Below are 25,158 nucleotides of genomic sequence, written 5' to 3' on the forward strand. Positions count from 1 at the left end.
CCAGCAATGTCGGACGGTGTCGTTTCCGTGTCGGATGCCACGCGTGAGCAGCTGAAGAGGGCCGAGGAGCACAGCGCCCACAACTACTCCCCGCTGCCGGTCGTGATCGAATCGGGTGCCGGCGCATGGGTGAAGGGAATCGACGGCGTCGACTACCTGGATGTGCTCGCCGGTTACTCGGCACTCAACTTCGGCCACGCACACCCCGCGCTCGTCCGGGTGGCGCGCGAACAACTCGGCCGGCTCACCCTGACCAGCCGCGCGTTCCAGCACGACCGTTTCGCTACCTTCTGCGAGGACCTGAGCCGGCTGTGCCGGAAGGACGCGGTGCTGCCCATGAACACGGGCGCCGAGGCCGTCGAGACCGCGCTGAAACTGGCCCGTAAGTGGGGGTACGACGTCAAGGGTGTGCCGCCGGGGCGCGCCGAGGTAATCACGTGCGCCGGGAACTTCCACGGCCGCACCATCACGATCGTCGGGTTCTCGTCCGATCCGGACGCGTACGCCGGGTTCGGTCCGTACCCGGCAGGGTTCTCGTCCGTCGAATACGGGAACGCGGCGGCGCTCGAGGCCGCGATCACCGAGAACACGGTGGCCGTGCTCCTCGAACCGATCCAGGGTGAGGCCGGAGTCCTGGTGCCGCCCCCGGGCTACCTCGCGGCGGTCCGGGACATCTGTACCCGGCGCGGAATCCTGATGATCGCCGACGAGATCCAGAGCGGGCTCGGACGGACCGGCGACACGTTCGCGTGCGACCACGAGAACGTGACCCCCGACGTGTACGTGCTGGGCAAGGCGCTCGGCGGCGGCCTGATGCCGGTCTCCGCCGTCGTCGCCGACTGGCCGGTGATGGCGGTGATAGGCCCCGGGCAGCACGGCAGCACGTTCGGGGGTAACCCGCTCGCCTGCGCGGTGGGCAGTGCGGTGGTGGACCTGCTCGAGACCGGCGAATATCAGGAGCGAAGCCGTGAACTGGGCGCCTACCTGCACGACATGCTGTCGCAGTTGCCTCCCGAACACGTGTCGGAGGTGCGCGGGCGCGGACTGTGGGCCGGTGTGCAGCTCGCCGACGGTATGCCGGCCGCCCGGACGATCTGTGAAAGACTCCTGGCGCGCCGGGTCCTCGCGAAGGACGCGCACGAGGGCACGATCCGCATCGCCCCGCCGCTGGTGATCGAACGCGACGAGCTGACGTGGGCCGTCGAACAGCTCGCCGATGCGCTCGCCGAGTGAGTTTTGACCCTGGGGCGCCCTGACCGGTATTGTTCTCCGTTGGCGTGCCGTGCGCCGCTGCGTCTCCGTGTCGCAGTGGCTGGCGGTTCTCGGGTCTCAACTGGCCGCCGGGAATCGCTCGACGATACGCAATGGCCAGCAGCGGATTGAACAAGACGAGGAAGTTCTGTGTCTACGTACACCCCGAAGGCCGGAGATGTGACCCGCACGTGGCACGTCATCGACGCCACTGACGTGGTGCTCGGCCGCCTTGCCGTCCAGGCAGCCAACTTGCTGCGCGGCAAGCACAAGCCCACCTTTGCACCGCACGTTGACGGCGGCGACTTCGTCGTCATCATCAACGCCGAGAAGGTCGCGATCAGCGGCAACAAGCGCGAGGGCAAGTTCCTCTACCACCACTCCGGACACCCCGGTGGTCTGAAGTCCCGCTCCGTCGGTGAGGTTCTCGACAAGAACCCCGACCGCCTCGTGGAGAAGGCCATCGTCGGCATGCTCCCCAAGAACAAGCTGGGTCGCGCCATCAGCAGCAAGCTGAAGGTCTACGCGGGCCCGAACCACCCCCACGCCGCGCAGCAGCCGGTGCCATTCGAGATCAAGCAGGTGGCCCAGTGACGGCGCCGGAGGAGCAGAACGTGTCCAACCCCGAAGAGATCACCGAGGTTGTCGAGGTCGCGGCGGACGAGTACGTGTCCGTCGAGGAGCCCGAGGTCGCCGAGGACATCGAGGCCGCTGCTGCGCCGCAGGCCCCGATCGTGATCGATCGCCCCATCCAGACCGTCGGTCGTCGTAAGGAAGCGGTTGTCCGCGTCCGTCTGACCCCCGGTTCGGGCGACTTCAAGCTCAACGGCCGCACCATCGAGGACTACTTCCCGAACAAGGTGCACCAGCAGCTGATCAAGGCTCCGCTGGTCACGGTCGAGCGTGCCGAGTCCTTCGACATCGTGGCGCTGCTGCACGGTGGCGGACCGTCCGGACAGGCCGGCGCCCTGCGTCTCGCCATCGCCCGCGCGCTCATCGAGGTCACCCCCGAGGACCGTCCGGCTCTCAAGAGCGCCGGCTTCCTCACGCGTGACGCCCGCGCCGTCGAGCGCAAGAAGTACGGCCTGAAGAAGGCCCGCAAGGCATCTCAGTACTCGAAGCGCTGATGTGTCGCCGAAGCCGCCCTCCGGGGTCGGCTTCGGCACCTGTTCTTCCCGAGAGCAGGCGTCCATCGTTACCGGACGCCTGCTCTCGTGCTTTATCCGAGATGTAATGGGTTTTCTAGGTGCGAGGGGTCTGGTCTATGGGTCGATTGTTCGGGACGGATGGGGTTCGTGGTCTCGCGAATACCGAGCTGACCGCCGAGCTGGCGTTGCAGGTGGCCTCCGCCGCAGCGACGGTGCTGGCGTCGCCGGGTTCGGGCGGACGCAAGACGGCCGTGGTCGGCCGTGACCCGAGAGCCAGCGGCGAAATGCTCGAGGCGGCGGTCGTCGCGGGCCTGACGTCTGCCGGCGTCGACGTCCTGAACGTCGGGGTGCTGCCGACGCCTGCGGTGGCGTTCCTGACCGCGGAACTGGACGCGGCTCTCGGTGTCATGATCTCCGCCTCGCACAATCCGATGCCAGACAACGGCATCAAGATCTTCGCGGCAGGCGGACACAAACTCGACGACGAGGTGGAAGACCGGATCGAGTCCGTCGCCACCGGCACCGCGACACGGCGGGCGCCGACCGGGGCCGGGATCGGACGTGTCCGCACGGTGCCGGACGCCGCGGACCGGTACCTGCAGCACCTGACCACCGCACTCCCGAACAGCCTCGACGGACTGACCGTGGTGGTCGACTGCGCGCACGGCGCGGCCTCGGATGTCGCCCCCGCCGCCTACCGGGCCGCCGGCGCCACGGTCGTCGCGATCAACGCCGAACCCGACGGACTCAACATCAACGAGAACTGCGGATCGACGCACCTCGAGGGTCTGCAGAAGGCCGTCGTCCGGCACGGCGCCGACCTCGGGCTCGCGCACGACGGGGATGCGGATCGATGCCTCGCCGTCGACGCAGCCGGTTCCCTCATCGACGGCGACGCCATCATGACCGTGCTCGCCCTCGGCATGCGTGATGCGGGCGAACTGGTGGACGACACCCTCGTCGCGACCGTCATGAGCAATCTCGGTCTGCACATCGCCATGCGCGAGGCCGGAATCTCGCTGGTCACCACGGCGGTCGGTGATCGCTACGTCCTCGAGGGACTCCGATCCGGCGGGTTCAGCCTGGGCGGCGAACAGTCCGGTCACGTCGTGTTCCCCGCCTTCGGCACCACCGGTGACGGAGTGCTGACGGGACTGCGGCTGATGGGCCGGATGGCGGAAACCGGGCAGCCGATCGCGGAACTGGCGTCGGCGATGACGACGCTCCCGCAGGTCCTGATCAACGTGAAGGTCGCCGACAAGCGTGCCGTCGCCGCGTCCCCGGTCGTGCTCGACGCAGTGCTGGCCGCGGAGCGCAGCCTCGGTGAGAACGGGCGGGTGCTCCTGCGGCCGTCCGGCACCGAGCAACTCGTGCGGGTGATGGTCGAGGCTTCCGATCTCGAAGTGGCTCGTAAGCTCGCCGACGAACTGGCGGGTACCGTCGCCTCCGTGTGATGCGAGCGGACACAGCGCACCGATCGGCCGGGAACCGATCGGTGCGCTGTCGCGTCTAATGCAGTAGGTCGCGAAGAGAGGGTGGGGCAATGGGCGAGGGACTCGAGGTGGACGTCGCGGTGGTGACGGACGCGGGCACCAGGCTGCTGCGGTCGGCGGAGGTTCTGAGACAGCGGGCCGCCGAGACCGCCCGGCTGGAATTCGCCGGAGCGCAGGCGGGCCGCGACTACACCGCGAAGGGCGACGCGGTGCGGGACGCCCTCGGCGTCGTCGGGGGCGCGCTCGAGCAGTGGGCCGCGGACGCGGAATCGTTCGGTCACGCGTTCCGGGAGGCCGCGGCGCGCTACTCCGGAACGGACGCGAGCGTGGCCGCCGACGTGGACGGGGTGCAGTGGTGACCACGGATCCCAGAACGCTGATCGAAGACCCGAACCTGAGCCGCGAGTTCAAGGAGCAACTCCTCCAGGCGTGGGCCGCCTCCCGAGAGGAAGACGAGTCATCGTGGCAGCCGTACTTCGACGAGTACGGACTCGGCAAACGTGACCGGACGCCGTCCGCCGACCAGCGGTACGCGGCACTGCTCGAGCACGGCAGCGACGCCCAGACCGCCAACACATCCCGCATCGCGCTGGGAGAGCACCTGCGCCCGGATGCCCTCAACGATCCCGAGGACATGCTCGATCTCGGCGCTCACGGGCTCGAATTCTTCGAGTTGTTCCTCCCCGCCGCGAAAAAACTGGGATACGAATCCCTCGAACTCACCGACTACTACGCTCGGTTCGACGCCGAGCGGGGGATGCGCCTGCACGCGCTCGCCCGCGACATCGACACCCTCGGACGCAGCGTCGACACGGCCCGCACGGAACTCGACGACAACGAGAAATGCGTCACCGCGGTGCGAACCGGGTGGAGCGGAATCGCGGCCGCGGCAGCGATCGACGCCGCCGACCGCCGGAACGCTCAGGTCGCCGCCACCGTCGATCGGCTCGGCGACCTCGCCGAGGTGCTGTTCGAAGCGAACCTCACCCTGAGCGCCGCCGTGACGAACAAGGCGTACAAGGTGGTGTCGCTGCACCAGCCGACGGTCGGGGGATACAGCGCCGCGCAGATCGACGTCCTCGCGCAGATCTACGCCGAGGGCAAGGACGGCGAGAATTCCGTCGCGAAGGATTGCATGGAAGACGCGTCCTACTGGTTCCCCGAACTCGCCGACGACGACTACCGGCACGTGAACGGCCTGTACAAGGACGGGGGCGCCGGTGCGCTCCGCCGCCTCGACCGCGACGACGTGGTGCGGCGGGCCGCCGGAATCGCCAAGGACTGGCTCGACGCGAACTTCCGGCGCGTGTACGAGGAGAAGCAGCAGGAGTTCACCGCTGCCTGTGCGGACTGCGCCGATGCGGTGCACGCCGCCTACGACGCCGTCGTCGCCGAGGCGCGGTCGATCGAGGTGCAGCCCGGGTTCCGTCCCGAGGACACCCCCGAACCGGCGCCCGCGCCGAGTGCACCCGAGGTCCAGAACGCCGGCACCGTCCCGGCTGCGGCACCGGGACCTGCTCCCGCACCTGCTGCGCCGGCCGGACCGGCCGCGGCACCCGCGAACGACGGCCCCGCGTACGTCCCGCCTCGATCCGGTGGCGGCGACGCGACCACCGGTCCGGCGGCCGCCGCGCCCCCGATCGCTGCGGCTTCTCCGATCGGGGCTGCACAGCCGGCGCCCGTGGCCCCTCCGACGGCCACGGCGCCCATGACGACTGCCCCGGTCGCACCGGTCCCGCCCGCAATGCCCGGGCTTGCCGGGATTCCCGGGTCGCTCGTGCCGGCACCGGGCGCCGTCCAGAGCACGGGAAACGTCCCCGGCCTGGGCGATCTGGTGCGGCAGGGCCTTTCGGGCGGTCTGGTCGATCTCGGTTCCATCCTGCGCCCGTTGATCGAGGACACCCTCTCGGGCCTCACCGACAGGGCCGACGAGGACGGGAACCCCGACGACCTCCGTGAAGAACTCGACGATCCGCCTGCGGACGAAGGCGAGCCGGCTCACGGCAAGAGTCTCGAACTGGACCTCGACGGACAGTCGTGGACGGTCGCCGTCGCTGCGGACGGTCAGGGGATTCATCTCGAGATGAGCGACGGACAGGGCGGGACGGCCAGATTCGGAGTCGAGATCGGCCCGGACGGTCTGCCGCAGATCCTCGCCGAAACCGCTGCCGCCGACGGAGACCCCGACGGTGCCGACTGCGCACCCGCCGAGCCCGACCCGGAATCGCGGGTCGACGCTGGAGCAGACGCGCCGCCGACGACGGCTGAAGACGGGCCGCCGCTGGACGGAGATGCCGGGGACGACGTGCCGGACCAGGAGGACGCACCGGCACCCGTGCCTGCCGGGGACGCCTCAACCGTCCCGCCACCGCAGGTGGTGACGATGCAGGAGGAGCCCGCCCCCGCGGCGCCCGACGCACCGGCCCCGCCGCAGGAACCGCGGTCTGCACCCGAACTCGCGACCGGTCCGGTCGCCGGACTCGACAGCGGCGCCGAGCTGGCCGAGGCCGGTCCACTGTGAGCCACCGAGCCGCCCAGTTGCGGGCACAACGGGCACAGATGCGCGCCGACCTGGAACTGTTCCGGGAGCGGATCGACGAAGCCAGAGCCAGAGACGAGGCAGCCGCAGCGAACCGCGGCCGTGCCGAGCCCGCGGCCGCAGTGTCACCGGTGTTGCCGCCGCGACAGGGAACACTCGACGACGACGAGTTCTATCGTCCGCGCAGCTGGCTGGTGTGACCGGACCTCAGATGTGCGGGAGCACACCCTTGAAGCCCGCATCGGTGTGCTCCTCGTGCGGATCGACGAGGGTGGTGTGGGGAAGTTCGGCGTCCGCCTTCGCGAACACCTCATATTTCTTGTCCTCGGTGAGGTGATAGAGCAGGAAGCCGGTCAGCAGCGCGCGGGTGATCTGCTGGGTCTTGCGTTCCGAACCGCCGATGCCGAGTGCGCCCAGCAGGCGGCGACCTTCGGTGAGCCCGGACTCCGAGGCGCCGTTGACGGCGCGCAGGACATACTCCCCGCCCCACGCCTCGGCCAGCGCCTTGGCGTTGCTGTTCATGGTGTCGATGTCGGCCCCGGCCACGATGAGCCCCGGCGCTGTGATCTTGGACGCATACCTCTCGGCCTTCGGCGCGGTCGGCGCCGGGAACAACGCGGCCACCGCCGCCACGTCCCGCTGGGCGGCGGCGAGCACGGCCGCCCCTGCACCCATCCCGTGACCTGCGAAAGCGACGCGGTCGGGCCGCACGCTGATCTGCCCCGGACCGAGACGCACACCCACACAGATGTCGAGGGTGGCCCGCAGGTCGGTGGCGAGGCCGAGGTGGGAGGGTACGGGACCACGTTCGCTGTTGGGGGCGGCCACGACGATTCCCCATGACGCCAGATGCTCGAGTGTCTTCCGATAGTGGTCCACACCTGCCATCCAGCTGTGCGCGAACGCGACGGCGGGCAGGTTGAAGCCTGATTCGGGCGTGTACACGACGCCCGGCTGTCCGGCGAGGGCGAGGTCACCGCGCAGCACGCGGTGCGGTCCCCGCTTGGACAGTTCACGGGCCAGGGTCTTCGGTTTCGGCGCCACGGGGAGAACGTTATCCGATTCGCGGGCCGGCGAGAGAGCCGATGCGGCCCACACTCCGACTTCGCGGCGTCGCCCGGTCCAAGTACCCTGATGAACCATGTGCGGAATCGTGGGATACGTCGGCCACCGGCAGGCTCTGACTGTTGTGGTGGAGGCTTTGCGGCGAATGGAATACCGCGGATACGACTCTGCCGGCATCGCCGTGCTCGACGGGCAGGGCGGGATGGCGGTCGAGCGGAAGGCGGGGCGCCTCGCGAATCTGGAGGCCGAACTCGACGAGGTCGGGGCCGAGCACTTCACCGGGAGCACGGGGATCGGTCACACCCGGTGGGCCACGCACGGCAGGCCCACCGACCGCAACGCGCACCCGCACCGCGACGCGGGCAACACGGTCGCCGTCGTCCACAACGGCATCATCGAGAACTTCGCCCCGTTGCGGGCCGAACTCGAGCACGACGGAATCGACTTCGCCAGCGACACCGACACCGAGGTCGCGGTGCACCTCGTCGCGCGGGCGTACGCCTCCGGTGAGACGGCAGGCGACTTCGTCGCGAGCGCGCTGAGCGTGCTGCGCCGGCTGGAGGGTGCGTTCACCCTCGTCTTCACGCACTCCGACCACCCGGACACCATCGTCGCGGCGCGTCGCTCGACGCCCCTCGTCATCGGTGTCGGCGAGGGCGAGACGTTCCTCGGGTCCGATGTCGCGGCGTTCATCGAGCACACCCGCGACGCGGTCGAGCTGGGGCAGGACCAGGTCGTGGTGATCACCGCGGACGGGTACTCGATTCTGAACTTCGACGGGTCCGAGGCGCAGGGCCGCCCGTTCCGCATCGACTGGGACCTCGCCGCCGCCGAGAAGGGCGGCCACGACTACTTCATGCTCAAGGAGATCGAGGAGCAGCCGGCCGCGGTCGCGGACACCCTGCTCGGTCACTTCGCGGACGGGAAGATCGTTCTCGACGAGCAGCGACTGTCGGATCAGGAGCTGCGCGACGTCGACAAGGTCTTCGTCGTCGCCTGCGGCAGTGCCTACCACTCGGGGCTCCTCGCGAAGTACGCCATCGAGCACTGGACCCGGTTGCCCGTCGAGGTCGAGCTCGCCAGTGAGTTCCGCTACCGCGACCCGGTCCTGGACCGGTCGACGCTGGTGGTCGCCATCTCGCAGTCCGGTGAGACGGCCGACACCCTCGAGGCGGTGCGCCACGCCAAGGATCAGAAGGCGCGGGTGCTCGCGGTCTGCAACACGAACGGTGCCCAGATTCCCCGCGAGGCCGACGCCGTCCTCTACACCCGGGCCGGTCCGGAGATCGGTGTCGCGTCGACCAAGGCGTTCCTCGCGCAGGTCACGGCGAACTACCTGGTCGGCCTGGCTCTCGCGCAGGCCCGCGGCACCAAGTACCCGGACGAGGTGGCACGCGAGTACGCCGATCTCGAGGCCATGCCCGATCTGGTGAGCCGGGTGCTCGAGACGGTGGAACCGGTGCGGGCGCTGGCACGGGAACTGGCGTCGTCGTCGACGGTGCTGTTCCTGGGCCGCCACGTGGGCTACCCCGTGGCGCTCGAGGGTGCGCTCAAGCTCAAGGAGCTGGCGTACATGCATGCCGAGGGCTTCGCGGCCGGCGAACTCAAGCACGGGCCGATCGCGTTGATCGAGGACGGGTTGCCGGTGATCGTGGTGATGCCGTCGCCGAAGGGGCGCGCGGTGCTGCACTCCAAGCTGCTCAGCAACATCCGCGAGATCCAGGCCCGCGGTGCGCGGACCGTCGTGATCGCGGAGGAAGGCGACGAGGCCGTGCGGCCGTTCGCCGACCACCTGATCGAGATCCCGTCGGCGCCGACGCTGCTGCAGCCGCTGCTGTCGACGGTGCCGTTGCAGGTCTTCGCGGCGGAGGTCGCGCAGACACGGGGCTACGACGTCGACAAGCCGCGTAACCTCGCCAAGTCCGTCACTGTCGAATAGGCGCGACGTCGGGGGCGCGGCCGGGCCGCGCCCCTACGGAGTGACGACGACGGTGCCCGTCATGTCCGGATGCAGCGAACACGTGTACTCGTAGGTGCCCGATTCGGTGAACGTGTACGTGAACGTGCCGGTCTGCATCAGCCGGCTCCGCAGCACGCTCTTCGCGGCCCCGACACCCACCACGTCGTGGGTGACGCCCCGGTCGTCGAAATTCCAGGTGACGGTGTCTCCGGCCCGGACGGTGATCGTCGAGGGCGCATACGCCATGTTCGCGACCTGCACGACGGGTCCGGTCGTCGCCTCGGGTGCCTCCTCGGCGGGCGAACTGCACCCGGAGACGACGGCTGTCATCGAAATGCTCGCGGCGAGAGCCACTCCGGCGATCCACGACGTTCCACGTACACGCATGGCGTCGAGCGTAGTCTGACCCGGTACCGACCCTTCACTGCACAGCGGCCGGCCGTGGGGCCGGCTCGACGAGGAGTTCCCATGCGGGGCTACTACACCGCTGACGAGGTTCGAGCCGCGGAGGCGCCGTTGCTGGCGTCCCTTCCGGGCGGCGCACTGATGCGACGCGCCGCACACGGACTGGCCACGGTGGTGGCGGCGGAACTGCGGGCGCGGACCGGGGGTGTCGCCGGCCGCACGATCACGGTGCTGGTGGGGTCCGGCGACAACGGCGGGGACGCGCTGTGGGCGGGGTCGATGCTGCGCAGGCGCGGTGTCGCCACCACAGCGGTCCTGCTGAAACCGGAGAAGGCACACGCGGCCGGGCTGGCGGCGTTCACCGCGGCCGGCGGGCGGGTGGCCGCCCCGTCCGACGACTTGGGCCTGCCCGACCTGGTGATCGACGGGATCGTCGGAATCTCCGGCCGCGGACCGCTACGACCCGATGCTGCTGCGCTGGTCGACCGGATCGAGGCGCCGATCGTGTCGGCGGACCTGCCGAGTGGGGTGGACCCGGACACTGGCGCCGTCGACGGGCCCGCCGTGCGCGCCGCGGTCACCGTGGCGTTCGGTGCCCTCAAACCGGTTCACGCGCTGGGCGCGGCGCAGTGTGGCCGAGTCGAGCTGGTCGACATCGGACTGTCGCTCGGTGATGCCGAAATCACCGCTCTGGACGCCGCCGACGTGGGCGCGGCGTGGCCGGTGCCGGGAGCGGACGACGACAAGTACTCGCAGGGTGTGGTGGGGGTCGTCGCGGGCAGCGACGGTTACCCCGGAGCCGGGGTCCTGTGCACGGGCGCGGCGGTCACGGCTACGTCGGGGCTCGTCCGCTATGCCGGGGCGTCCACGGGCGAGGTGCTCGCGCATGCGCCGGAGGTGATCGCGACCACCGATCTCGCGAAGGCCGGACGCGTCCAGTCGTGGGTGGTCGGGCCGGGCATGGGCACCGACGACGCCGCCCGCCGGACGTTGCGGACGGTGCTCGACGCGGATGTGCCCGTACTGGTCGACGCGGACGGACTGACCCTGCTCGCCGAGGACCCGGACCTGGTGCGCTCGCGGACGGCTGCGACGCTGCTGACACCGCATGCCGGGGAGTTTGCCCGGCTGACGGGAAAGGGACCGGGCCCGGACCGGGTGGCGTCGGTGCGCGCGCTCGCCGCCGACTGGAACGCGCACGTGCTGCTCAAGGGGCGGGCCACGGTGATCGCCGAGCCCGGCGGCCGGGTGTTCGTCAACGAGGCGGGCGGTTCGTGGTCCGCCACGGCGGGGGCGGGCGACGTGCTCGCCGGGATCATCGGCGCACTCATGGCCGCCGGTCTCGCCCCGGACCGGGCCGCCGCGGTGGGTGCGCGCGCTCACTCGCTGGCCGCGAACCTGGCGGCCCGAGGCGGCGGCGCCGACCTCTCCGCGGGGCGCGGAACAGCACCGATCTCCGCGGGAACGCTGCTCGCGCACCTCAGGGAGTCGATCAGAGTTCTCCGTGCGGGGGTGTCACCCGACGAAATGCCGGCCACCGCGTGAATGGCAGGATCGAACATATGACGCTTGCTGAAGCAGTACCGGCCGACGACCACGGACACAGCGAACCCGCAGCGCCCGCGCAGGCGGCGCCGGCACCGCAGGCCGAGGCAGTGGTGGATCTGGACGCGATCGCGCACAACGTCCGGATCCTGCGCGACAGCGCTCGGGGCGCGGCGATGATGGCCGTCGTGAAGGCGGACGGCTACAACCACGGCGCGGTAGCCGTGGCCCGCGCGGCGCTGGCTGCGGGAGCGTCGGAACTGGGTGTGACGACCGTGTCGGAGGCCCTGACGCTGCGTCGTGCCGGGATCGACGCACCCGTCCTCGCGTGGCTGCACACCGTCGACGCCGATTTCGCCCCCGCGATCGCGGCCGGTGTCGAACTCGGCGTCTCCTCACCCCGCCACCTCGCCTCGGTTGTAGCTGCGGCGCGGACCGTCGGCACCACGGCGATCGTCACTCTGAAGGTCGACACCGGCTTGAACCGCAACGGGGTGGCACCCGACGAACTGGAGCAGACCCTCGTCGACCTGGCCCGCGCGCAGGCCGAGGGTTCGGTGCGGCTGCGCGGCGTCTTCTCGCATCTGGCCCATGCCGACGAGCCGCACCACGCCTGGATCGATTCCCAGCGGGATCGACTGGTCGCTGCGATCGCGGATGCCAAGCGTCACGGACTGGTCCCCGAAGTGGTGCACCTGTCCAATTCCGCGGCCACCCTGACCCGCCCCGACCTGCGGTTTGACATGGTTCGCCCGGGAATCGCGATATACGGGTTGTCGCCCGTTCCCGAACTCGGTCAGTTCGGGTTGCGCCCGGCGATGACACTGCGATCGAGGGTGGCTCTGGTGAAGAAGGTGGCGGCAGGTGAAGGCGTGTCCTACGGGCACCAGTGGGTGGCCCCGAGGGACACGACAGTGGCGTTGCTGCCGTTCGGGTACGCCGACGGGCTCCCGCGTTCGCTGAGCGGCCGATTCGAGGTCCAACTGGGTGCGGAGCGACGTCCGGGGATCGGACGTGTCTGCATGGACCAGGTGGTCGTCGATCTCGGACCGGACGGCGGGGGAGTCCGGGAGGGGGACACCGCGGTGTTCTTCGGCAACGGGGACCTCGGCGAGCCGATCGCACAGGAGTGGGCCGACAAACTCGACACCATCCACTACGAGGTCGTGACGGGGGTGCGCGGACGCACGGTGCGCAGCTACGTCGGTGGGACGGGCACCTAGGCATGGGTGTGTCGAAGCGGTTGGGACTCGTCGGCGGTGTGCTCAGCGCGCTGGCGCTCGGCTCGGTGGCCGGAGTCAACGCAGTGCGCAGCGCGACCCGGCCCGGCCGCGAGATCTACGGCGACGAGGACTTCACCCTGATGACGCGGGACCGGCGCAGCGTGGTGGTCGCCGAGGACGGCGTGGCGCTCGCCGTCCGCGAGGTGGGTCCGGAGAACGCCCCGGTGACGGCGGTGTTCGTGCACGGGTACTGCCTGGACATGACGTCGTGGCACTTCCAGCGCCGTCAGCTCGCCGAGCGGTGGGGCGACGACGTGCGGATGGTGTTCTACGACCAACGCGGGCACGGCGATTCGGGTGTGCCGTCCGCGGCGAGCTGCACCATCGCTCAGCTGGGCGCCGATCTCGCGACCGTCGTCGAGGCGAAGGCCCCCACCGGACCGATTGTGCTGGTGGGGCATTCGATGGGTGGGATGACGGTGCTCGCCTTCGCCGGGCAGCGGCCCGAGCTGGTTTCGGAGCGGGTGATCGGTGCGGGCCTGGTGGCCACGGCCGCGGCCGGGCTCAGCGAGACCGGATTGACGCGGAACCTGCAGAACCCGGTCATCGACGGCTTCCGGCTCGCGGTCCGGACCTCGCCCGAACTCGTCCAGCACGCGCGCGGCGCGGCCCGCGTCCTGATCACCCCCATCCTGCGGGCGGCGTCGTACGGCACGGACGTGAGTCCGCGGCTGCACAAGTTCTCCGACTCCATGCTGGACCGGACGTCGGTGGTCACCATCGTGAACTTCCTGCGCACGCTCGAACTGCACGACGAGTCCGCGTCACTCGCGGCGCTCGGACACACCCCGTCCGTCGTGGTGTGCGGCGACAGCGACATGACCATCCCGTTCGGCAGTTCCCGGAAACTGGCGGCGGACCTACCGGAGTCCGAACTGGTGCGGGTGCGCGGCGCCGGTCACCTGGTGCAGCTCGAGTTCCCGTCCGTGGTGTCGGACGCGGTCGACCGGTTGTTGCATCGTGGCCTGGCCACATTCCAATCGGGTGAGCAGTCCGATGTCGGCTGAGGAAGGAGTACTGCCCGTGAGCGGGACCGTGGTGCTGGCGACGGCGGAAGACACGGAGGAGTTCGGGCGGAACCTTGCCCGGGGACTCGTCGCCGGTGATCTCGTGGTGCTCGACGGCCCAATCGGTGCGGGGAAGACCGCACTGACGAAGGGAATCGGGGCCGGGCTCGGTGTCCAGGGGCGAGTGACTTCGCCCACATTCGTGATCGCGCGGGAGCACCGGGCGGGCACCCGGCCGGGTGGGGGTGCGCCGGTCGGAATGGTGCACGTGGACGCGTACCGACTGGGCGGCAGCGGCCCGCACGCGCTGGACGAACTCGACGCGCTCGATCTCGACACCGACCTGGCCGCAGCCGTTGTCGTCGTCGAATGGGGCGAGGGCATCGTCGAGCAGCTGGCCGATCGTCACCTGCGGGTACGCCTGCGCCGCGAACCGGAGTCGGATGTCCGCACGGCCCACTGGGAGTGGATTTCCTGACGGGTCGGGTGTCGGGAGCGTATCTGACGTGCGAGTACTCTCAGTTACCGTGCTTGTTCTCGCCATCGACACGTCCACGCCTGCCGTGACCGCCGGAGTCGTCCGGGTTTCGGCCGGCTCCGCATCGGTAGAGGCGGTCCACACGCTCGCGGTGCGGGTGACGGTCAACCCGCGCGCGCACGCGGAAGTGCTCACCCCGCACATCCTGGAGTGCCTCGCCGAGGCGCGGCACGTCCCCGCGGACCTCGATGCGGTGGTCGTCGGGGCCGGGCCGGGTCCGTTCACGGGACTGCGCGTGGGGATGGCCACCGCCGCCGCGTTCGCCGACGCCCTCGGCATCCCGGTTCACGGGGTGTGCAGCCTCGACGCCATCGCGGCGCAGGTGGACGGTGACCGGAATCTGCTCGTCGTCACGGACGCACGCCGGCGCGAGGTGTACTGGGCACGCTATTCGGCGGGAGTTCGGGTGGAGGGTCCCGCGGTGGTGAAGCCGCGCGAGCTCGAGCCCATGCCGTCCGAGGTGGTGGCGGGATCGCCGTCGCACGTCGACTTCTTCGATCTGCCGGTCGAACCGGTGGAAACCCCCTCGCCCGCAGGGCTGGTCGCGGTGGCCGCGGATGCGCTGTTCGGTAGTGCGGCCCCGGCGGCGCTCGTCCCGCTCTACCTGCGACGCCCGGACGCGGTGGAACTGGCGGACCGGAAGAAATGACTTTCCGCATCGAACCGATGGCGGTCGCCGACGCCGAACGGTGCGCGGAGCTCGAGACCCTCCTCTTCGCCGGTGACGGACCCTGGAGCGCACACGCGTTCAGGGCGGAACTCGCCGCTCCGCACGTGCACTACGCCGTGGCGCGGGACGACACCGGCCACGTCGTCGGGTACGCCGGAATCGCCCTGCTGGGCAACGGTTCGCACCCCGAATCCGAGATACACACGATCGGAACCGACCCGGCGTGCCAGCGGCGGGGGATCGGCGGGGCCCTCCTCGACGAGCTGCTGCGCGTGGCCGACACACGGGGCGGCCCCGTGTTTCTCGAGGTGCGCACCGACAACGACGCGGCGATCGCCCTGTACCGACGTGAAGGATTCGAGATCGTGGGAACCCGTAAGAAGTACTACCAACCGAGCGGTGCGGACGCGTTCACGATGCGTCGCCCCGGAACGGGTGAGGAGCCGGTGCAATGATCGTCATGGGGATCGAAAGCTCTTGTGACGAGACCGGAGTCGGCATCGTCCGGTGGAACGGCGACGGGACCTGCGAGCTGCTCGCGGACGAGGTCGCATCCAGCGTCGACCAGCACGCACGCTACGGCGGGGTGGTGCCGGAGGTAGCGTCCCGCGCACACCTCGAGGCGATCGTGCCGACGATGCGGCGGGCCCTCTCTGCCGCCGGGATCGTCAAACCGGACGCACTCGCCGTCACCATCGGCCCCGGTCTGGCCGGAGCCCTGCTCGTCGGCGTCGCGGCCGCGAAAGCCTATGCGGCGGCGTGGGACGTCCCGTTCTACGCGGTGAACCACCTCGGCGGGCACGTGTCGGTGGACACCCTCGAGCACGGACCGATGCCGCCCTGCGTGGCGCTGCTCGTGTCCGGTGGGCACACCCACCTCCTGCACGTCGAGGACCTCGCGAAGCCCATCGTCGAACTGGGCACGACCGTGGACGACGCCGCAGGCGAAGCGTTCGACAAGGTGGCCCGCCTCCTCGGACTCGGATTCCCCGGTGGCCCCGCCCTCGACGCCGCGGCGCAGGACGGCGACCGGAACGCGATTGCCTTCCCGCGCGGCATGACCGGACCGCGGGACGCACGGCACGACTTCTCGTTCTCCGGACTGAAGACGGCCGTCGCGCGGTACGTGGAATCGAAGGAACGGGCCGACGAGTCGTACTCGGTGCCCGACATCGCCGCGAGCTTCCAGGAGGCCGTGGCCGACGTGCTGACGATGAAAGCGGTACGCGCGGCTCGTGACGCCGGCGTGGACACTCTGGTGCTCGGTGGCGGCGCGACGGCCAACTCGCGTATCCGCGCGCTCGCCGAGGAACGCTGCGCCGAAGCCGGTCTGACCCTGCGAGTCCCGAAACCTCGCCTGTGCACCGACAACGGAGTGATGATCGCCTCGCTCGGCGCGCATCTGATCGCCGGCGGCGCCGCGCCCTCCCTGCTCACCGTGGCCAGCGACCCCGGGCTGTCGGTGGCGACCAGTCAGGTGTTCAGCTGACCGGAATGGTGACGGTCTGCGTGGCCGGGGGAGTCAGCGCCTCACCGGGTTGAGAGCCGCTCGGCTGCGCCCCGGCGGGAGCGCTCGGAGCGACCGTGCCCGGCGCCGGGACCATCGGGAAGAGCCCTTCGGGTGCGGCGGGCACCGATTCCGCGGGCGCAGTCGGTGCCGCGGGCGCCGCAGGCGCGGTGGATTCGGCGGGTGCACCGGGTGCACCGGTGGGCGGAGGTGCCACTTCGGGACCACCGGGTGCGGGCGCGACGGGGCGCGGTTCGTTCGGCGTCGATTCGCCGGGAACCTGCGGCCACAGCGGCGGAATCGCGGGCCACTCGATGTGCGGCCACGAGGGCTGCGGCGGCTCCGTTCCGGGCAGCGTCGGACGCGCAGGAGTCGTGGGGGTCGGCAGGGGGGTGGTGGTGCGCGGGGGCGTCGTCTCGGTCGTCGAATCGGGCGCCTGCGCAGGAATCTGGTCGGTGCGCGGTTCGGACGTGGGCGGGGCAACCTGATTCGGGTAGTACTCCGAGGTCGGCGTCGGATCGTACGACGGAATCCGCGTGGCGGGAGGCTCGTCGGTCGTCGTGGTCGCGACCTGCTCGGCGGTCTGGAAACTGTCGGTCCCCGCAGGGGAGACGTTGGGATCGGGTGCGGGCGCGAGTTCCTTCACGCCGTAACCGAGAACGAGGCCGCCGACCACCAGCGCGCCGACGAGAGCCCCCGACACCTTCGCGGCCGAACCGGGGCGGTTCGACTCGGTGGCCGGGTAGTCGCGGATGGCCGAGGACACGGCGAGCAGCGCCGCACCCTTCGCGGTCGCCGTGTCGGGTTCGGGCACCGCGATGACCCGGGCGGTGACGGCGTCGGTGACGGCGGCGGCGATCGCGGGAATGTTCGCGCCGCCGCCGACCAAGGCCAGGGCCTCGGGCCGGCGCGGAGAGTCGGCGATCGTGGCACGGATGAACTCCACCGCGACGCGGACGGTCGGTGCGACGATCTCGTCGAACCCGGTGCGGCTGATCTCGATCGGGCGGACGCCCTGCAGATCGATGTCGACGTGCGACTTCGGCTCCGAGGACAACTGCTCCTTGGCGACGCGGCACCGCGCCGAGAGCAGATCCCGGTCCAGGTGCCGCAGGGGATGCGGAGTGGTGAGGCTGCCGACGACGTGGTGGAAGATCAGGTCGTCGATACCGGTGCCGCTCACGTGGCTCGTGCGGTCGGCGTGCAGGACGGTGCCGTCCACCTGATCGACGACGGCGACGGACAACCCGGACTCACCGAAGTCGACGATCGCGACGGTGGCATGCTGTGCGACCTCGCCGGTGTGCCGCAGGTAGGTGAGGGTGGCCGCGGTCTCGGGCACGAGGTGCACACGATGGCGCTGCCTGCTGACGGCGCTGCGGATCGAGTGGGCCTGCTCCTGCGTCCGGTACGCGACGGCGAACGCGTCGGGGGTGGTGGGATCGGCGGGAACCTGGGTGGTCATCAGCGAGATCGACGAGCGGACCAGATCACCGAGGTCGGTGTGGGCCTGATCGGCGGACAGGTAACGGAACTCGACGTTCTGCGCGCCGTTGGAGGCGGTGGTGACGAGCGCGGAACTCACACCTGCCGCGCCGGTCGACATCCCCAGGGACATACCCATCACACACCCCCTCACGTTTTCGACGCGTGACCTGCTGTCTCTGCCGGAACGCCCTGTTCAGCGGGTATTCCCTGCCCGTTGAATCGGCGACTGTTATCTGAACGTTACAGAAAACAAACGGATTTCGCTCCCGACTTCCGGCCCCCGAAGACGAAGATGGCGCTCGATATCCGGTCTCACCTGCACAGTTGTCCAAAGGAATCTCATGGGACGCGCCAGCGATTTTCGCAACCTCACGAGACGCGAGCGCCGACGGCTTCTGGTGCGCGCATTCGTGCGCCCGCTGGGCACCGTCGTCCTGTGCGCGGTGGTCTACTTCGCCCTGCCGTGGACCTCGATCGGGAACATGTCCGCTCTGCTCTTCCTGGCGGGGGGCCTGCTGGTCGTCGGCTCGGCGGCGGTCTGGCAGATCCGCCGGATCTTCCGGTCCGACGTGCCTGCGCTCCAGGCCATCGAGGCACTCTCCCTGATCCTGCCGCTCTACCTGCTGGGGTTCGCGACAGGATATTGCCTGATGTCCGAAAGCGATCCGCGTTTCTTCACCGAACCGCTCACTCGGATGGGTGCGCTGTACTTCTCGCTCACCGTGTTCTCCACCGTCGGGTTCGGCGACATCGCCGCGACGACCGATGCGTCGCGAGCCGTCGTGAGTGTGCAGATCATCGGAAATCTGATCCTTCTCGGCGTCGGCATCCGCGCGGTCGTCGCGGCCGTCGACTGGGCCCGCAAGCGCCGGAACTAGCGACCCGACACCAGCACCAGTTCGACGTTCCGGTCGGCCGTCCCGCCGCCCAGGTCGGGGTCGGCGTGAATGTCGTTGAACGACAACTCCCGGTACAGCGACGCCAGCCCGAGCGGTGAGAGGTCGGTGTGGTCCACGGCGTACGGGCTGTCGGCCTCGAACAGCGTGGTGAGCAGCGACACGGTTCCGTCGACGTTGTCGACCACCTCGATGATCCGCCCGTGCTGGGGGAAGTCGATGTGCGAGGCCGTGTTGATCTCCCAGAACGACTGCTCCGGAGTGGATCCGGGCCACGGGGTGATCCGGTTCTCGTGGGTGTGTCCGTTGACCCAGGCGAGGACGTTCGGGAATCGGTGCAGCAGGTCCACCAGTCGCGAACCACGGATCCGGGGTTCCGCCGGGGCGGCGGGGTCGGGGACGACGTTGTCCATGCTGCCGCTGGTGTGGTGGCTGAACAGGACGAACCAGGTGTCGCTGCGTGCCTGCGACACAGGGTTGCCCGCGGTGTCGTAGTACCGGCTGCTGCCTGCCGCCAGGGTGTCCTCGATCCACCGGAACTGCGCGGCGCCGAGCGAGCCGTCGACGAACCCCGCCCGGTTGGTGGAATCCATGCTGATTCCGACGACACCGGGTGCGATCTCGAACGAGTAGTAGCCGATTCCGGTCTCGCCGGCGTCGGGTGCGAAGCCGTGACCGGCCGGTCCGGGGCCGGTGTTGGCCGGGTCCAGGTGTGCGGCGATGAACTGGCGGGGAGTGAACGGTGCCCGCGTGGGGTCGGGGGTGACGACCCGCGGGGGTGTGGTGAACGCGGACAGCGCAGCGGGAATGGCGCCGGGGTCGAACTTGGTGGCGATGTCGACGGCCTTCGCCTGCTCCGGCGACCCGGGGACCTCGAACTTCAGCGAACCGGTGTACATGGCTTCGAGCGGGGGGATGCCGCTCGGGACGGTGCCCTCCACCGAGTCGTCGTGGTTGCCGAAGACGCAGTACCAGGGGGTGTTCAGGCCGGGGCTGGTGACGGGGGCGATCGCCGCGCCGAGCAGGCCGGGGATCTCGGGGAACCCGGCCTTCTTGTACATGTCCTGGACGGAGGACTCCGGGTTCCAGTACAGGTCGGCCCCGGAGTTCTGCACGCCTTCGTAGCGGTCGGGGGCGCCCGTGTTGGGGACGATGGTGCCGCCGTTGAGCGCGGTGAGGAACCACCCGAGTTCGGCGAATTCCTTGTTGTCGGTGTTGTCGCCGGTACTTACGACCGCATCGAACGCGCGCTGGGTGTGCGGGCCGGACGCGAGGGCGTTGACGCGGGCGACCAGGGCGACGAGACCCTGCGCGGTGAGCGTCTCGTGCGGGCGGAACGCGGAACCGGTGAAGGGGTGGACGTATTCGAAGCGCATCGGGGACTGGGCGTCGACCAGGTGGACGTCGGTGAGCTGGACGAGGGAGGCGAGTGCGGTGCGCCGGTCCTCGCGCCCGCTGCGGGCCTCGGCGAGTTCGGTGCGGACGATCGTCGGCCACCCCGGTCCCGCGCCGAGTCTGCGGTAGCCGGAGCTTCCGAGGGGGACGGCCACCGCTTCGAGGGTGGTGCCTGCCCCGGAGGTCGGGAGCGGGGCCGCGCCCGCGTACTGCAACCCCCACGGGCGTGCTCCGAACCCCACCGTCCCGATCGCCCCGAGCCCGGCAAACGTCAGGAATTTACGCCTATTGATGTCAGACACCAGAGGAACCTTAGGTGACGACCCCTGAGACAGGACGATATTCGGCGCGGCGCGATCTACCACCCCCTTCTCCTTGAGGGTTGGCACTCTCACGTATAGAGTGCCAAGTGGCGCCGATCGAGCTCCGGCACCCGCGACGACGGGGCTGTGTGAAGTGCCGTAAACGGAACACTCAAACAGGAGTCCGGAGAAGTCTCCGGATCCGCATACCCCAAAGTGGAGGGCTCATCGTGGCGAGCGTCAACATCAAGCCGCTCGAGGACAAGATCCTCGTCCAGGCCAACGAGGCTGAGACGACGACTGCCTCCGGCCTGGTCATTCCCGACACGGCCAAGGAGAAGCCCCAGGAGGGCACTGTCGTCGCAGTCGGCGAAGGCCGCGTCAACGAGCAGGGCAACCGCATCCCGGTCGACGTCAAGGAGGGTGACACGGTCATCTACTCCAAGTACGGCGGAACCGAGATCAAGTACGCCGGCCAGGAGTACCTGATCCTGTCGGCACGCGACGTGCTGGCTGTCGTCTCCAAGTAAGCCATACGTGATCCGCCCCGGAGTCCCCACAGGATCCCGGGGCGGAGTGCGTTCACGCGCGTAACCCTGAGATCCAGGAGAAGACAGAACACATGTCCAAGCAGATTGAGTTCAACGAGATCGCACGCCGGTCTCTCGAGCGTGGAGTCGACAAGCTTGCCGACGCGGTCAAGGTGACCTTGGGTCCGCGTGGCCGCCACGTAGTGCTGGCGAAGGCCTTCGGCGGCCCGACCGTCACCAACGACGGTGTCAGCATCGCCCGGGAAATCGAGCTCGAGGACCCGTTCGAGAACCTCGGAGCGCAGCTCGTCAAGAGCGTCGCCACCAAGACCAACGACGTCGCAGGCGACGGCACCACCACCGCGACCGTGCTGGCTCAGGCCATCGTGCGGGGCGGTCTGAAGAACATCGCCGCGGGTGCGAACCCGATGGCGCTCGGCATCGGCATCAACGCCGCGGCCGACAAGGTCGTCGAGGCACTGCTCGCCGCCGCGAGGCCGGTCGAGGGCAAGACGTCCATCGCCCAGGTCGCGACCGTGTCCTCGCGTGACGAGGAGATCGGCGAGATGGTCGGCGAGGCGCTCACCCGCGTCGGCACCGACGGCGTCGTGACGGTGGAGGAATCCTCGACCCTGGCGACCGAGCTCGTGATCACCGAGGGCGTCCAGTTCGACAAGGGCTACCTGTCGCCGTACTTCGTCACGGACCTCGACGCACAGAAGGCCGTGTACGAGGACGCACTCGTGCTGCTGTTCCGCGAGAAGATCACGTCCCTGCCCGACTTCCTGCCGCTGCTGGAGAAGGTTGCCGAGAGCGGCAAGCCCCTCCTCATCATCGCGGAGGACGTCGAGGGCGAGGTTCTCTCGACGCTCGTGGTCAACTCCATCCGGAAGACCATCAAGGCCGTCGCCGTCAAGGCGCCGTTCTTCGGTGACCGCCGGAAGGCGTTCCTCGACGACCTCGCCGTCGTCACCGGCGGCACGGTCATCAACTCCGACGTCGGCCTCACGTTGAAGGACGCCGGACTGGACCTGCTCGGCAGCGCCCGCCGCGTCGTGGTCAGCAAGGATGACACCACGATCGTCGACGGCGCAGGAACCGACGACGACATCAAGGGCCGCGTCGCGCAGCTGCGCCGCGAGATCGAGAACACCGACTCCGACTGGGATCGCGAGAAGCTCGAAGAGCGTCTGGCGAAGCTGGCCGGTGGCGTCGCCGTCATCCGGGTCGGCGCGGCCACGGAGACGGACCTCAAGGAGCGCAAGTTCCGCGTCGAGGACGCCGTCAACGCCGCGAAGGCTGCAGTCGCCGAGGGCATCGTCCCCGGTGGCGGTTCCGCCCTCGTCCAGGCGAGCACCGAGCTGGCCGACAACCTCGGTCTGACCGGGGACGAGGCCACGGGCGTCAAGGTGGTGCGCGAAGCACTGCAGGCGCCGCTGTTCTGGATCGCCAGCAATGCCGGTCTCGACGGTGCCGTCGTCACCAGCAAGGTTGCCGAGCAGCCCAAGGGCCACGGTTTCAACGCCGCGACCCTCACCTACGGCGACCTGCTCGCCGACGGTGTCGTCGACCCCGTCAAGGTCACCCGCTCCGCGGTCGTCAACGCGGCCTCGGTCGCGCGGATGATCCTCACCACGGAGAGTGCCGTGGTCGAGAAGCCCGCGGAAGCGGAAGAGCAGCAGACCGGCCACGGGCACAGCCACTAGGCTCTGCCGTCGCGGCCGATCGGGCTCCGATCGTTCGAACGAGAAACCCCCGTGCGGATCACCGCGCGGGGGTTTCTCTGTGTCCGGCGGCGGCCGGATCAGCTCAGTTGCAGCACCGCGAACGGCTCCGACGTCGGCTGGGGTGACCCTCCGGGCGGTTCGACGGTGACGGCCAGCTTCGACATCGACCCCACGTCGTCGAGGACGATCGTCGTGGTCGGCTGCATGTCGCCGGCCGACATGGTTCCGGCGGGCACCGGGGCGTCCCCGGATTCGGGCATCAACCACAGCTGATACACGGTGTCCGCGCTGGGCGGGGCGACACCGTCCATCACGAACACCACGGCGTCCTGCGACTTCGAGTAGCTGGCGGTCGCGGACCCGCCTGCCGCGATCGGACTCGTCGACGAGTGCATGTCGGCGGCGTCGAGCACCTGTTCCGAGACTGTGGGCGCCGGGCCTTCCGTGAGCTGCCGGACGATCACCGTTCCGCCGGCGAGCACCCCGACGGCCGCGGCGGCGGCGACGGCGATCTGCCAGCGCCGCCTGCGGGAGCGACGCTCGGCGAGCGACGTCGGCGCGGGCGCGGGACGCCTGATCTCATCGAGGACCCGGATCCGCACCCGTGGCGGCGGTTCGACGGCGCCCACCGCGCTCACCACCGCGAACGCTTCGCGGATCCGCCGGACCTCGTCGGTGAACGTGGAGCGGGTGTCCTCGTCGGTGCCTGCGAGATCGGTGTCGAGTTCGCGGCGCTCGGTGTCGTCGAGTGCGTCGAGTGCGTACGGGTAGGCCATGCCCACGAGTTCGTCGTTCATGTCACAGACCTCCCAGGCAGCCGCGAAGACGCGTCAATCCGTCACGGATGCGCGTCTTCACCGTCGACAGCGCGACCCCCAGCTGGGAGGCGACCTCCCGGTAGGTGCGGCCGTCGTAATACGCCATCGCAACGGACTCACGCTGCATGTCCGTGAGCGAGTCGAGGCAGACGAGCACCGATTGATGCTCGAGCCGGCGAGTCACCTCCTCGGTGACGTGGTCGAACGGCCCCGCGATGTTGGTGGTCTCGTAGAGGGATTCGCGGTCGGTGCCTGCCTGCTCCGAGCGCACGCGGTCGACGGCCCGGCGGTGCGCGAGTGTCATCAGCCACGACATGACGGAACCCTTTGCCGGGTCGAAGTTCGACGCGGTGCGCCAGGCCTGGAGGAAGACTTCCTGCGTCGTCTCCTCCGCATACCCGGGGTCGCGCAGCACCCGCAGGACCATGCCGTGGACTCGGGCGCTCGTCCGGTCGTAGAGTTCGGCGAATGCGTCGGCGTCCCCGTTCGCCACGCGGGCCATGGTGTCGTGGAGCTCCGCGGATTCGGTGGCCCGGGCGCTGTGTGCCCCGGCCGCGTCCGCCGAGCACACGTCGTCTGCCGGGGTTTTGCCCTCGTGGTTCGTCACCAGCGCTCGTCTCGCTTCATCGAGAACCACGGTAGCGTGCATGTCCGCTCATCTCCTCCAGCCGGTAGGCATTCGGAGACCGAGTCGCCGTGGATGGGTGGCGAGGGGATCGAAGTGACGCGAGGAACCCTCGCACGGCGGCGAGGGGCCCTCGGTGAGTGTGGGCGAGCGGTCAAACGGCGATCCGGCCGCGTCTGTGCCGGGCGTGCATCTCGCGTTCCGTTTCGGACATTCCACCCCAGATCCCGTACGGCTCGGACACGCTCAGCGCATGACTGCGGCACTGGGCGAGGACCGGGCAGCGTCTGCACATTTCCTTCGCACGGGTTTCCCGCTGTGCGCGGGCACGGCCGCGCTCCCCGTCGGGATGGAAGAACATCGAGGAGTCGACTCCGCGGCACAGTCCGTGCATCTGCCAATCCCAGATATCCGCGTTCGGGCCGGGAAGGTGGTTGGGTGCAGGCATGTGGACTCCTTAGCTGCAAGCTCGCCTCGGGCGGCGAGTGGACCGTGGGCTCGACGTTCAAGCCGCTGAATCATTCACGTTGCTAACCGTAGAGTCGGTTCGGAAATCGCGTCAATAGTTGTTCACAGTGGGGATTTACATATCCCACGAGCTGAAAGTTAACCTGGAAAATATTTACTTTCCCGCGTTTCCGTGTTTCCGTTTCGGGTTGAAAGACCTTGGGGTACGGGTAACGATGTGCGGGTGCCCCAGCCCGCGGAGCCTGAAACGCAGACCCCCTCCGGATCTCCGGACGAGGGACCCACGATGTCGGTATCCGCGCTGGCCAGAAGGCTCGGGGTGGCACCGTCGACGCTTCGCACGTGGGACCGCCGCTACGGCATCGGCCCCTCCGTCCACCCGCAGGGAAGTCACCGGCGATACACGTCGCGCGACGTCGCCCGGCTCGAATGCATGCAACAGGCTCTGGACGGTGGTGCAAACTCCGCGGAGGCCGCGAGATATGCGATTAACGCAAT

General features: G+C 69.4%; 25 protein-coding genes and 1 pseudogene. 19 read left to right on the forward strand and 7 right to left on the reverse strand.

Annotation, left to right across the window (positions count from 1 at the left end; translation table 11 throughout):
* The first annotated feature begins 6 nt into the window (after positions 1 to 6).
* From rocD to JWS14_RS33635, 7 genes are all read left to right on the forward strand, one after another.
* A complete protein-coding gene (rocD, locus tag JWS14_RS33605; RefSeq protein WP_072945735.1) occupies positions 7 to 1,233 on the forward strand; it encodes an ornithine--oxo-acid transaminase in 1,227 nt (408 codons plus the stop codon).
* Positions 1,234 to 1,401: 168 nt separating this feature from the next.
* Entirely contained in the window at positions 1,402 to 1,845 is a 444-nt protein-coding gene (gene rplM / locus JWS14_RS33610; RefSeq protein ID WP_005239728.1) for a 50S ribosomal protein L13, read from the forward strand.
* Positions 1,842 to 2,378, forward strand: a complete 537-nt coding sequence (gene rpsI, locus JWS14_RS33615; protein ID WP_043825651.1) for a 30S ribosomal protein S9 — start codon at positions 1,842 to 1,844, stop codon at positions 2,376 to 2,378. Before rplM ends, rpsI begins: the two co-directional genes overlap by 4 nt.
* A 137-nt stretch (positions 2,379 to 2,515) precedes the next feature.
* Entirely contained in the window at positions 2,516 to 3,853 is a 1,338-nt protein-coding gene (gene glmM / locus JWS14_RS33620) for a phosphoglucosamine mutase (protein WP_072945738.1), read from the forward strand.
* 89 nt (positions 3,854 to 3,942) lie between these two features.
* Complete coding sequence (locus tag JWS14_RS33625; protein WP_072945740.1) at positions 3,943 to 4,251, forward strand: type VII secretion target; 309 nt, start codon at positions 3,943 to 3,945, stop codon at positions 4,249 to 4,251.
* The gene (locus JWS14_RS33630; protein ID WP_241031543.1) at positions 4,248 to 6,413 is read left to right on the forward strand and encodes a hypothetical protein; all 2,166 of its coding nucleotides are present in this window, start codon (positions 4,248 to 4,250) and stop codon (positions 6,411 to 6,413) included. Before JWS14_RS33625 ends, JWS14_RS33630 begins: the two co-directional genes overlap by 4 nt.
* A 38-nt stretch (positions 6,414 to 6,451) precedes the next feature.
* Complete coding sequence (locus JWS14_RS33635) at positions 6,452 to 6,631, forward strand: hypothetical protein (protein ID WP_095860912.1); 180 nt, start codon at positions 6,452 to 6,454, stop codon at positions 6,629 to 6,631.
* Positions 6,632 to 6,638: 7 nt separating this feature from the next.
* Here the strand turns inward: JWS14_RS33635 and JWS14_RS33640 are convergent, their stop codons facing one another.
* Complete coding sequence (locus JWS14_RS33640; RefSeq protein WP_072945747.1) at positions 6,639 to 7,475, reverse strand: dienelactone hydrolase family protein; 837 nt, start codon at positions 7,473 to 7,475, stop codon at positions 6,639 to 6,641.
* Positions 7,476 to 7,572: 97 nt separating this feature from the next.
* Between JWS14_RS33640 and glmS the strand changes: the two genes are divergently transcribed.
* Positions 7,573 to 9,435, forward strand: coding sequence for a glutamine--fructose-6-phosphate transaminase (isomerizing) (glmS, locus tag JWS14_RS33645; RefSeq protein ID WP_072945749.1), 1,863 nt, complete (start codon positions 7,573 to 7,575; stop codon positions 9,433 to 9,435).
* A gap of 33 nt (positions 9,436 to 9,468) precedes the next feature.
* On the opposite strand, the gene JWS14_RS33650 is transcribed toward glmS, so the two are convergent.
* Entirely contained in the window at positions 9,469 to 9,843 is a 375-nt protein-coding gene (locus JWS14_RS33650) for a cupredoxin domain-containing protein (RefSeq protein WP_206015193.1), read from the reverse strand.
* An 81-nt stretch (positions 9,844 to 9,924) separates the two neighbouring features.
* Between JWS14_RS33650 and JWS14_RS33655 the strand changes: the two genes are divergently transcribed.
* Genes JWS14_RS33655 through tsaD form a run of 7 tightly spaced genes read left to right on the forward strand, consistent with a single transcriptional unit; the run spans position 9,925 to position 16,393 of the window.
* Positions 9,925 to 11,406, forward strand: a complete 1,482-nt coding sequence (locus tag JWS14_RS33655; protein ID WP_072945754.1) for an NAD(P)H-hydrate dehydratase — start codon at positions 9,925 to 9,927, stop codon at positions 11,404 to 11,406.
* A gap of 17 nt (positions 11,407 to 11,423) precedes the next feature.
* Positions 11,424 to 12,629 carry an alanine racemase gene (alr, locus tag JWS14_RS33660; protein ID WP_072945756.1) on the forward strand — a complete coding sequence of 402 codons (1,206 nt, stop codon included), beginning with the start codon at positions 11,424 to 11,426 and terminating at the stop codon, positions 12,627 to 12,629.
* 2 nt (positions 12,630 to 12,631) lie between these two features.
* Positions 12,632 to 13,696 (forward strand): alpha/beta fold hydrolase, encoded by a 1,065-nt coding sequence (locus JWS14_RS33665; protein ID WP_072945758.1) that lies wholly within the window; start codon positions 12,632 to 12,634, stop codon positions 13,694 to 13,696.
* Complete coding sequence (tsaE, locus tag JWS14_RS33670) at positions 13,686 to 14,174, forward strand: tRNA (adenosine(37)-N6)-threonylcarbamoyltransferase complex ATPase subunit type 1 TsaE (protein WP_206015194.1); 489 nt, start codon at positions 13,686 to 13,688, stop codon at positions 14,172 to 14,174. The genes JWS14_RS33665 and tsaE overlap by 11 nt, the downstream gene beginning before the upstream one ends.
* Positions 14,175 to 14,223: 49 nt before the next feature.
* On the forward strand, positions 14,224 to 14,883 hold the full coding sequence (tsaB, locus tag JWS14_RS33675) for a tRNA (adenosine(37)-N6)-threonylcarbamoyltransferase complex dimerization subunit type 1 TsaB (protein ID WP_072945761.1): 660 nt from the start codon (positions 14,224 to 14,226) through the stop codon (positions 14,881 to 14,883).
* Positions 14,880 to 15,359 (forward strand): ribosomal protein S18-alanine N-acetyltransferase, encoded by a 480-nt coding sequence (gene rimI, locus JWS14_RS33680; RefSeq protein ID WP_072945762.1) that lies wholly within the window; start codon positions 14,880 to 14,882, stop codon positions 15,357 to 15,359. Before tsaB ends, rimI begins: the two co-directional genes overlap by 4 nt.
* The gene (tsaD, locus tag JWS14_RS33685; RefSeq protein ID WP_072945764.1) at positions 15,356 to 16,393 is read left to right on the forward strand and encodes a tRNA (adenosine(37)-N6)-threonylcarbamoyltransferase complex transferase subunit TsaD; all 1,038 of its coding nucleotides are present in this window, start codon (positions 15,356 to 15,358) and stop codon (positions 16,391 to 16,393) included. The genes rimI and tsaD overlap by 4 nt, the downstream gene beginning before the upstream one ends.
* On the opposite strand, the gene JWS14_RS33690 is transcribed toward tsaD, so the two are convergent.
* Positions 16,386 to 18,035, reverse strand: coding sequence for a DUF7159 family protein (locus JWS14_RS33690; RefSeq protein ID WP_095860907.1), 1,650 nt, complete (start codon positions 18,033 to 18,035; stop codon positions 16,386 to 16,388). The genes tsaD and JWS14_RS33690 overlap by 8 nt on opposite strands.
* A 205-nt stretch (positions 18,036 to 18,240) precedes the next feature.
* On the opposite strand from JWS14_RS33690, the gene JWS14_RS33695 reads away from it, so the two are divergent.
* Positions 18,241 to 18,777 (forward strand): potassium channel family protein, encoded by a 537-nt coding sequence (locus tag JWS14_RS33695; protein ID WP_072945769.1) that lies wholly within the window; start codon positions 18,241 to 18,243, stop codon positions 18,775 to 18,777.
* On the opposite strand, the gene JWS14_RS33700 is transcribed toward JWS14_RS33695, so the two are convergent.
* Positions 18,774 to 20,492, reverse strand: coding sequence for a TIGR03767 family metallophosphoesterase (locus JWS14_RS33700; protein WP_206015195.1), 1,719 nt, complete (start codon positions 20,490 to 20,492; stop codon positions 18,774 to 18,776). The genes JWS14_RS33695 and JWS14_RS33700 overlap by 4 nt on opposite strands.
* A gap of 230 nt (positions 20,493 to 20,722) precedes the next feature.
* On the opposite strand from JWS14_RS33700, the gene groES reads away from it, so the two are divergent.
* Complete coding sequence (gene groES, locus JWS14_RS33705) at positions 20,723 to 21,022, forward strand: co-chaperone GroES (protein WP_003940763.1); 300 nt, start codon at positions 20,723 to 20,725, stop codon at positions 21,020 to 21,022.
* Positions 21,023 to 21,114: 92 nt separating this feature from the next.
* Entirely contained in the window at positions 21,115 to 22,728 is a 1,614-nt protein-coding gene (gene groL / locus JWS14_RS33710; RefSeq protein WP_206015196.1) for a chaperonin GroEL, read from the forward strand.
* A 98-nt stretch (positions 22,729 to 22,826) separates the two neighbouring features.
* On the opposite strand, the gene JWS14_RS33715 is transcribed toward groL, so the two are convergent.
* The 3 genes from JWS14_RS33715 to JWS14_RS33725 form a co-directional block, all read right to left on the reverse strand.
* Positions 22,827 to 23,546, reverse strand: a complete 720-nt coding sequence (locus JWS14_RS33715) for an anti-sigma factor (protein WP_206015197.1) — start codon at positions 23,544 to 23,546, stop codon at positions 22,827 to 22,829.
* Between the two features lies 1 nt (position 23,547).
* Positions 23,548 to 24,216, reverse strand: a complete 669-nt coding sequence (locus tag JWS14_RS33720; protein WP_072945776.1) for a sigma-70 family RNA polymerase sigma factor — start codon at positions 24,214 to 24,216, stop codon at positions 23,548 to 23,550.
* A 130-nt stretch (positions 24,217 to 24,346) separates the two neighbouring features.
* Entirely contained in the window at positions 24,347 to 24,640 is a 294-nt protein-coding gene (locus tag JWS14_RS33725) for a WhiB family transcriptional regulator (protein ID WP_073359840.1), read from the reverse strand.
* A 306-nt stretch (positions 24,641 to 24,946) separates the two neighbouring features.
* Between JWS14_RS33725 and JWS14_RS50290 the strand changes: the two are divergent.
* Positions 24,947 to 25,132, forward strand: a pseudogene (locus tag JWS14_RS50290) (MerR family transcriptional regulator); the annotation flags it as partial.
* Positions 25,133 to 25,158: the final 26 nt, after the last annotated feature.

This window comes from Rhodococcus koreensis, from assembly GCF_017068375.1.
GTDB classification, from domain to species: Bacteria; Actinomycetota; Actinomycetes; order Mycobacteriales; family Mycobacteriaceae; genus Rhodococcus_F; species Rhodococcus_F koreensis.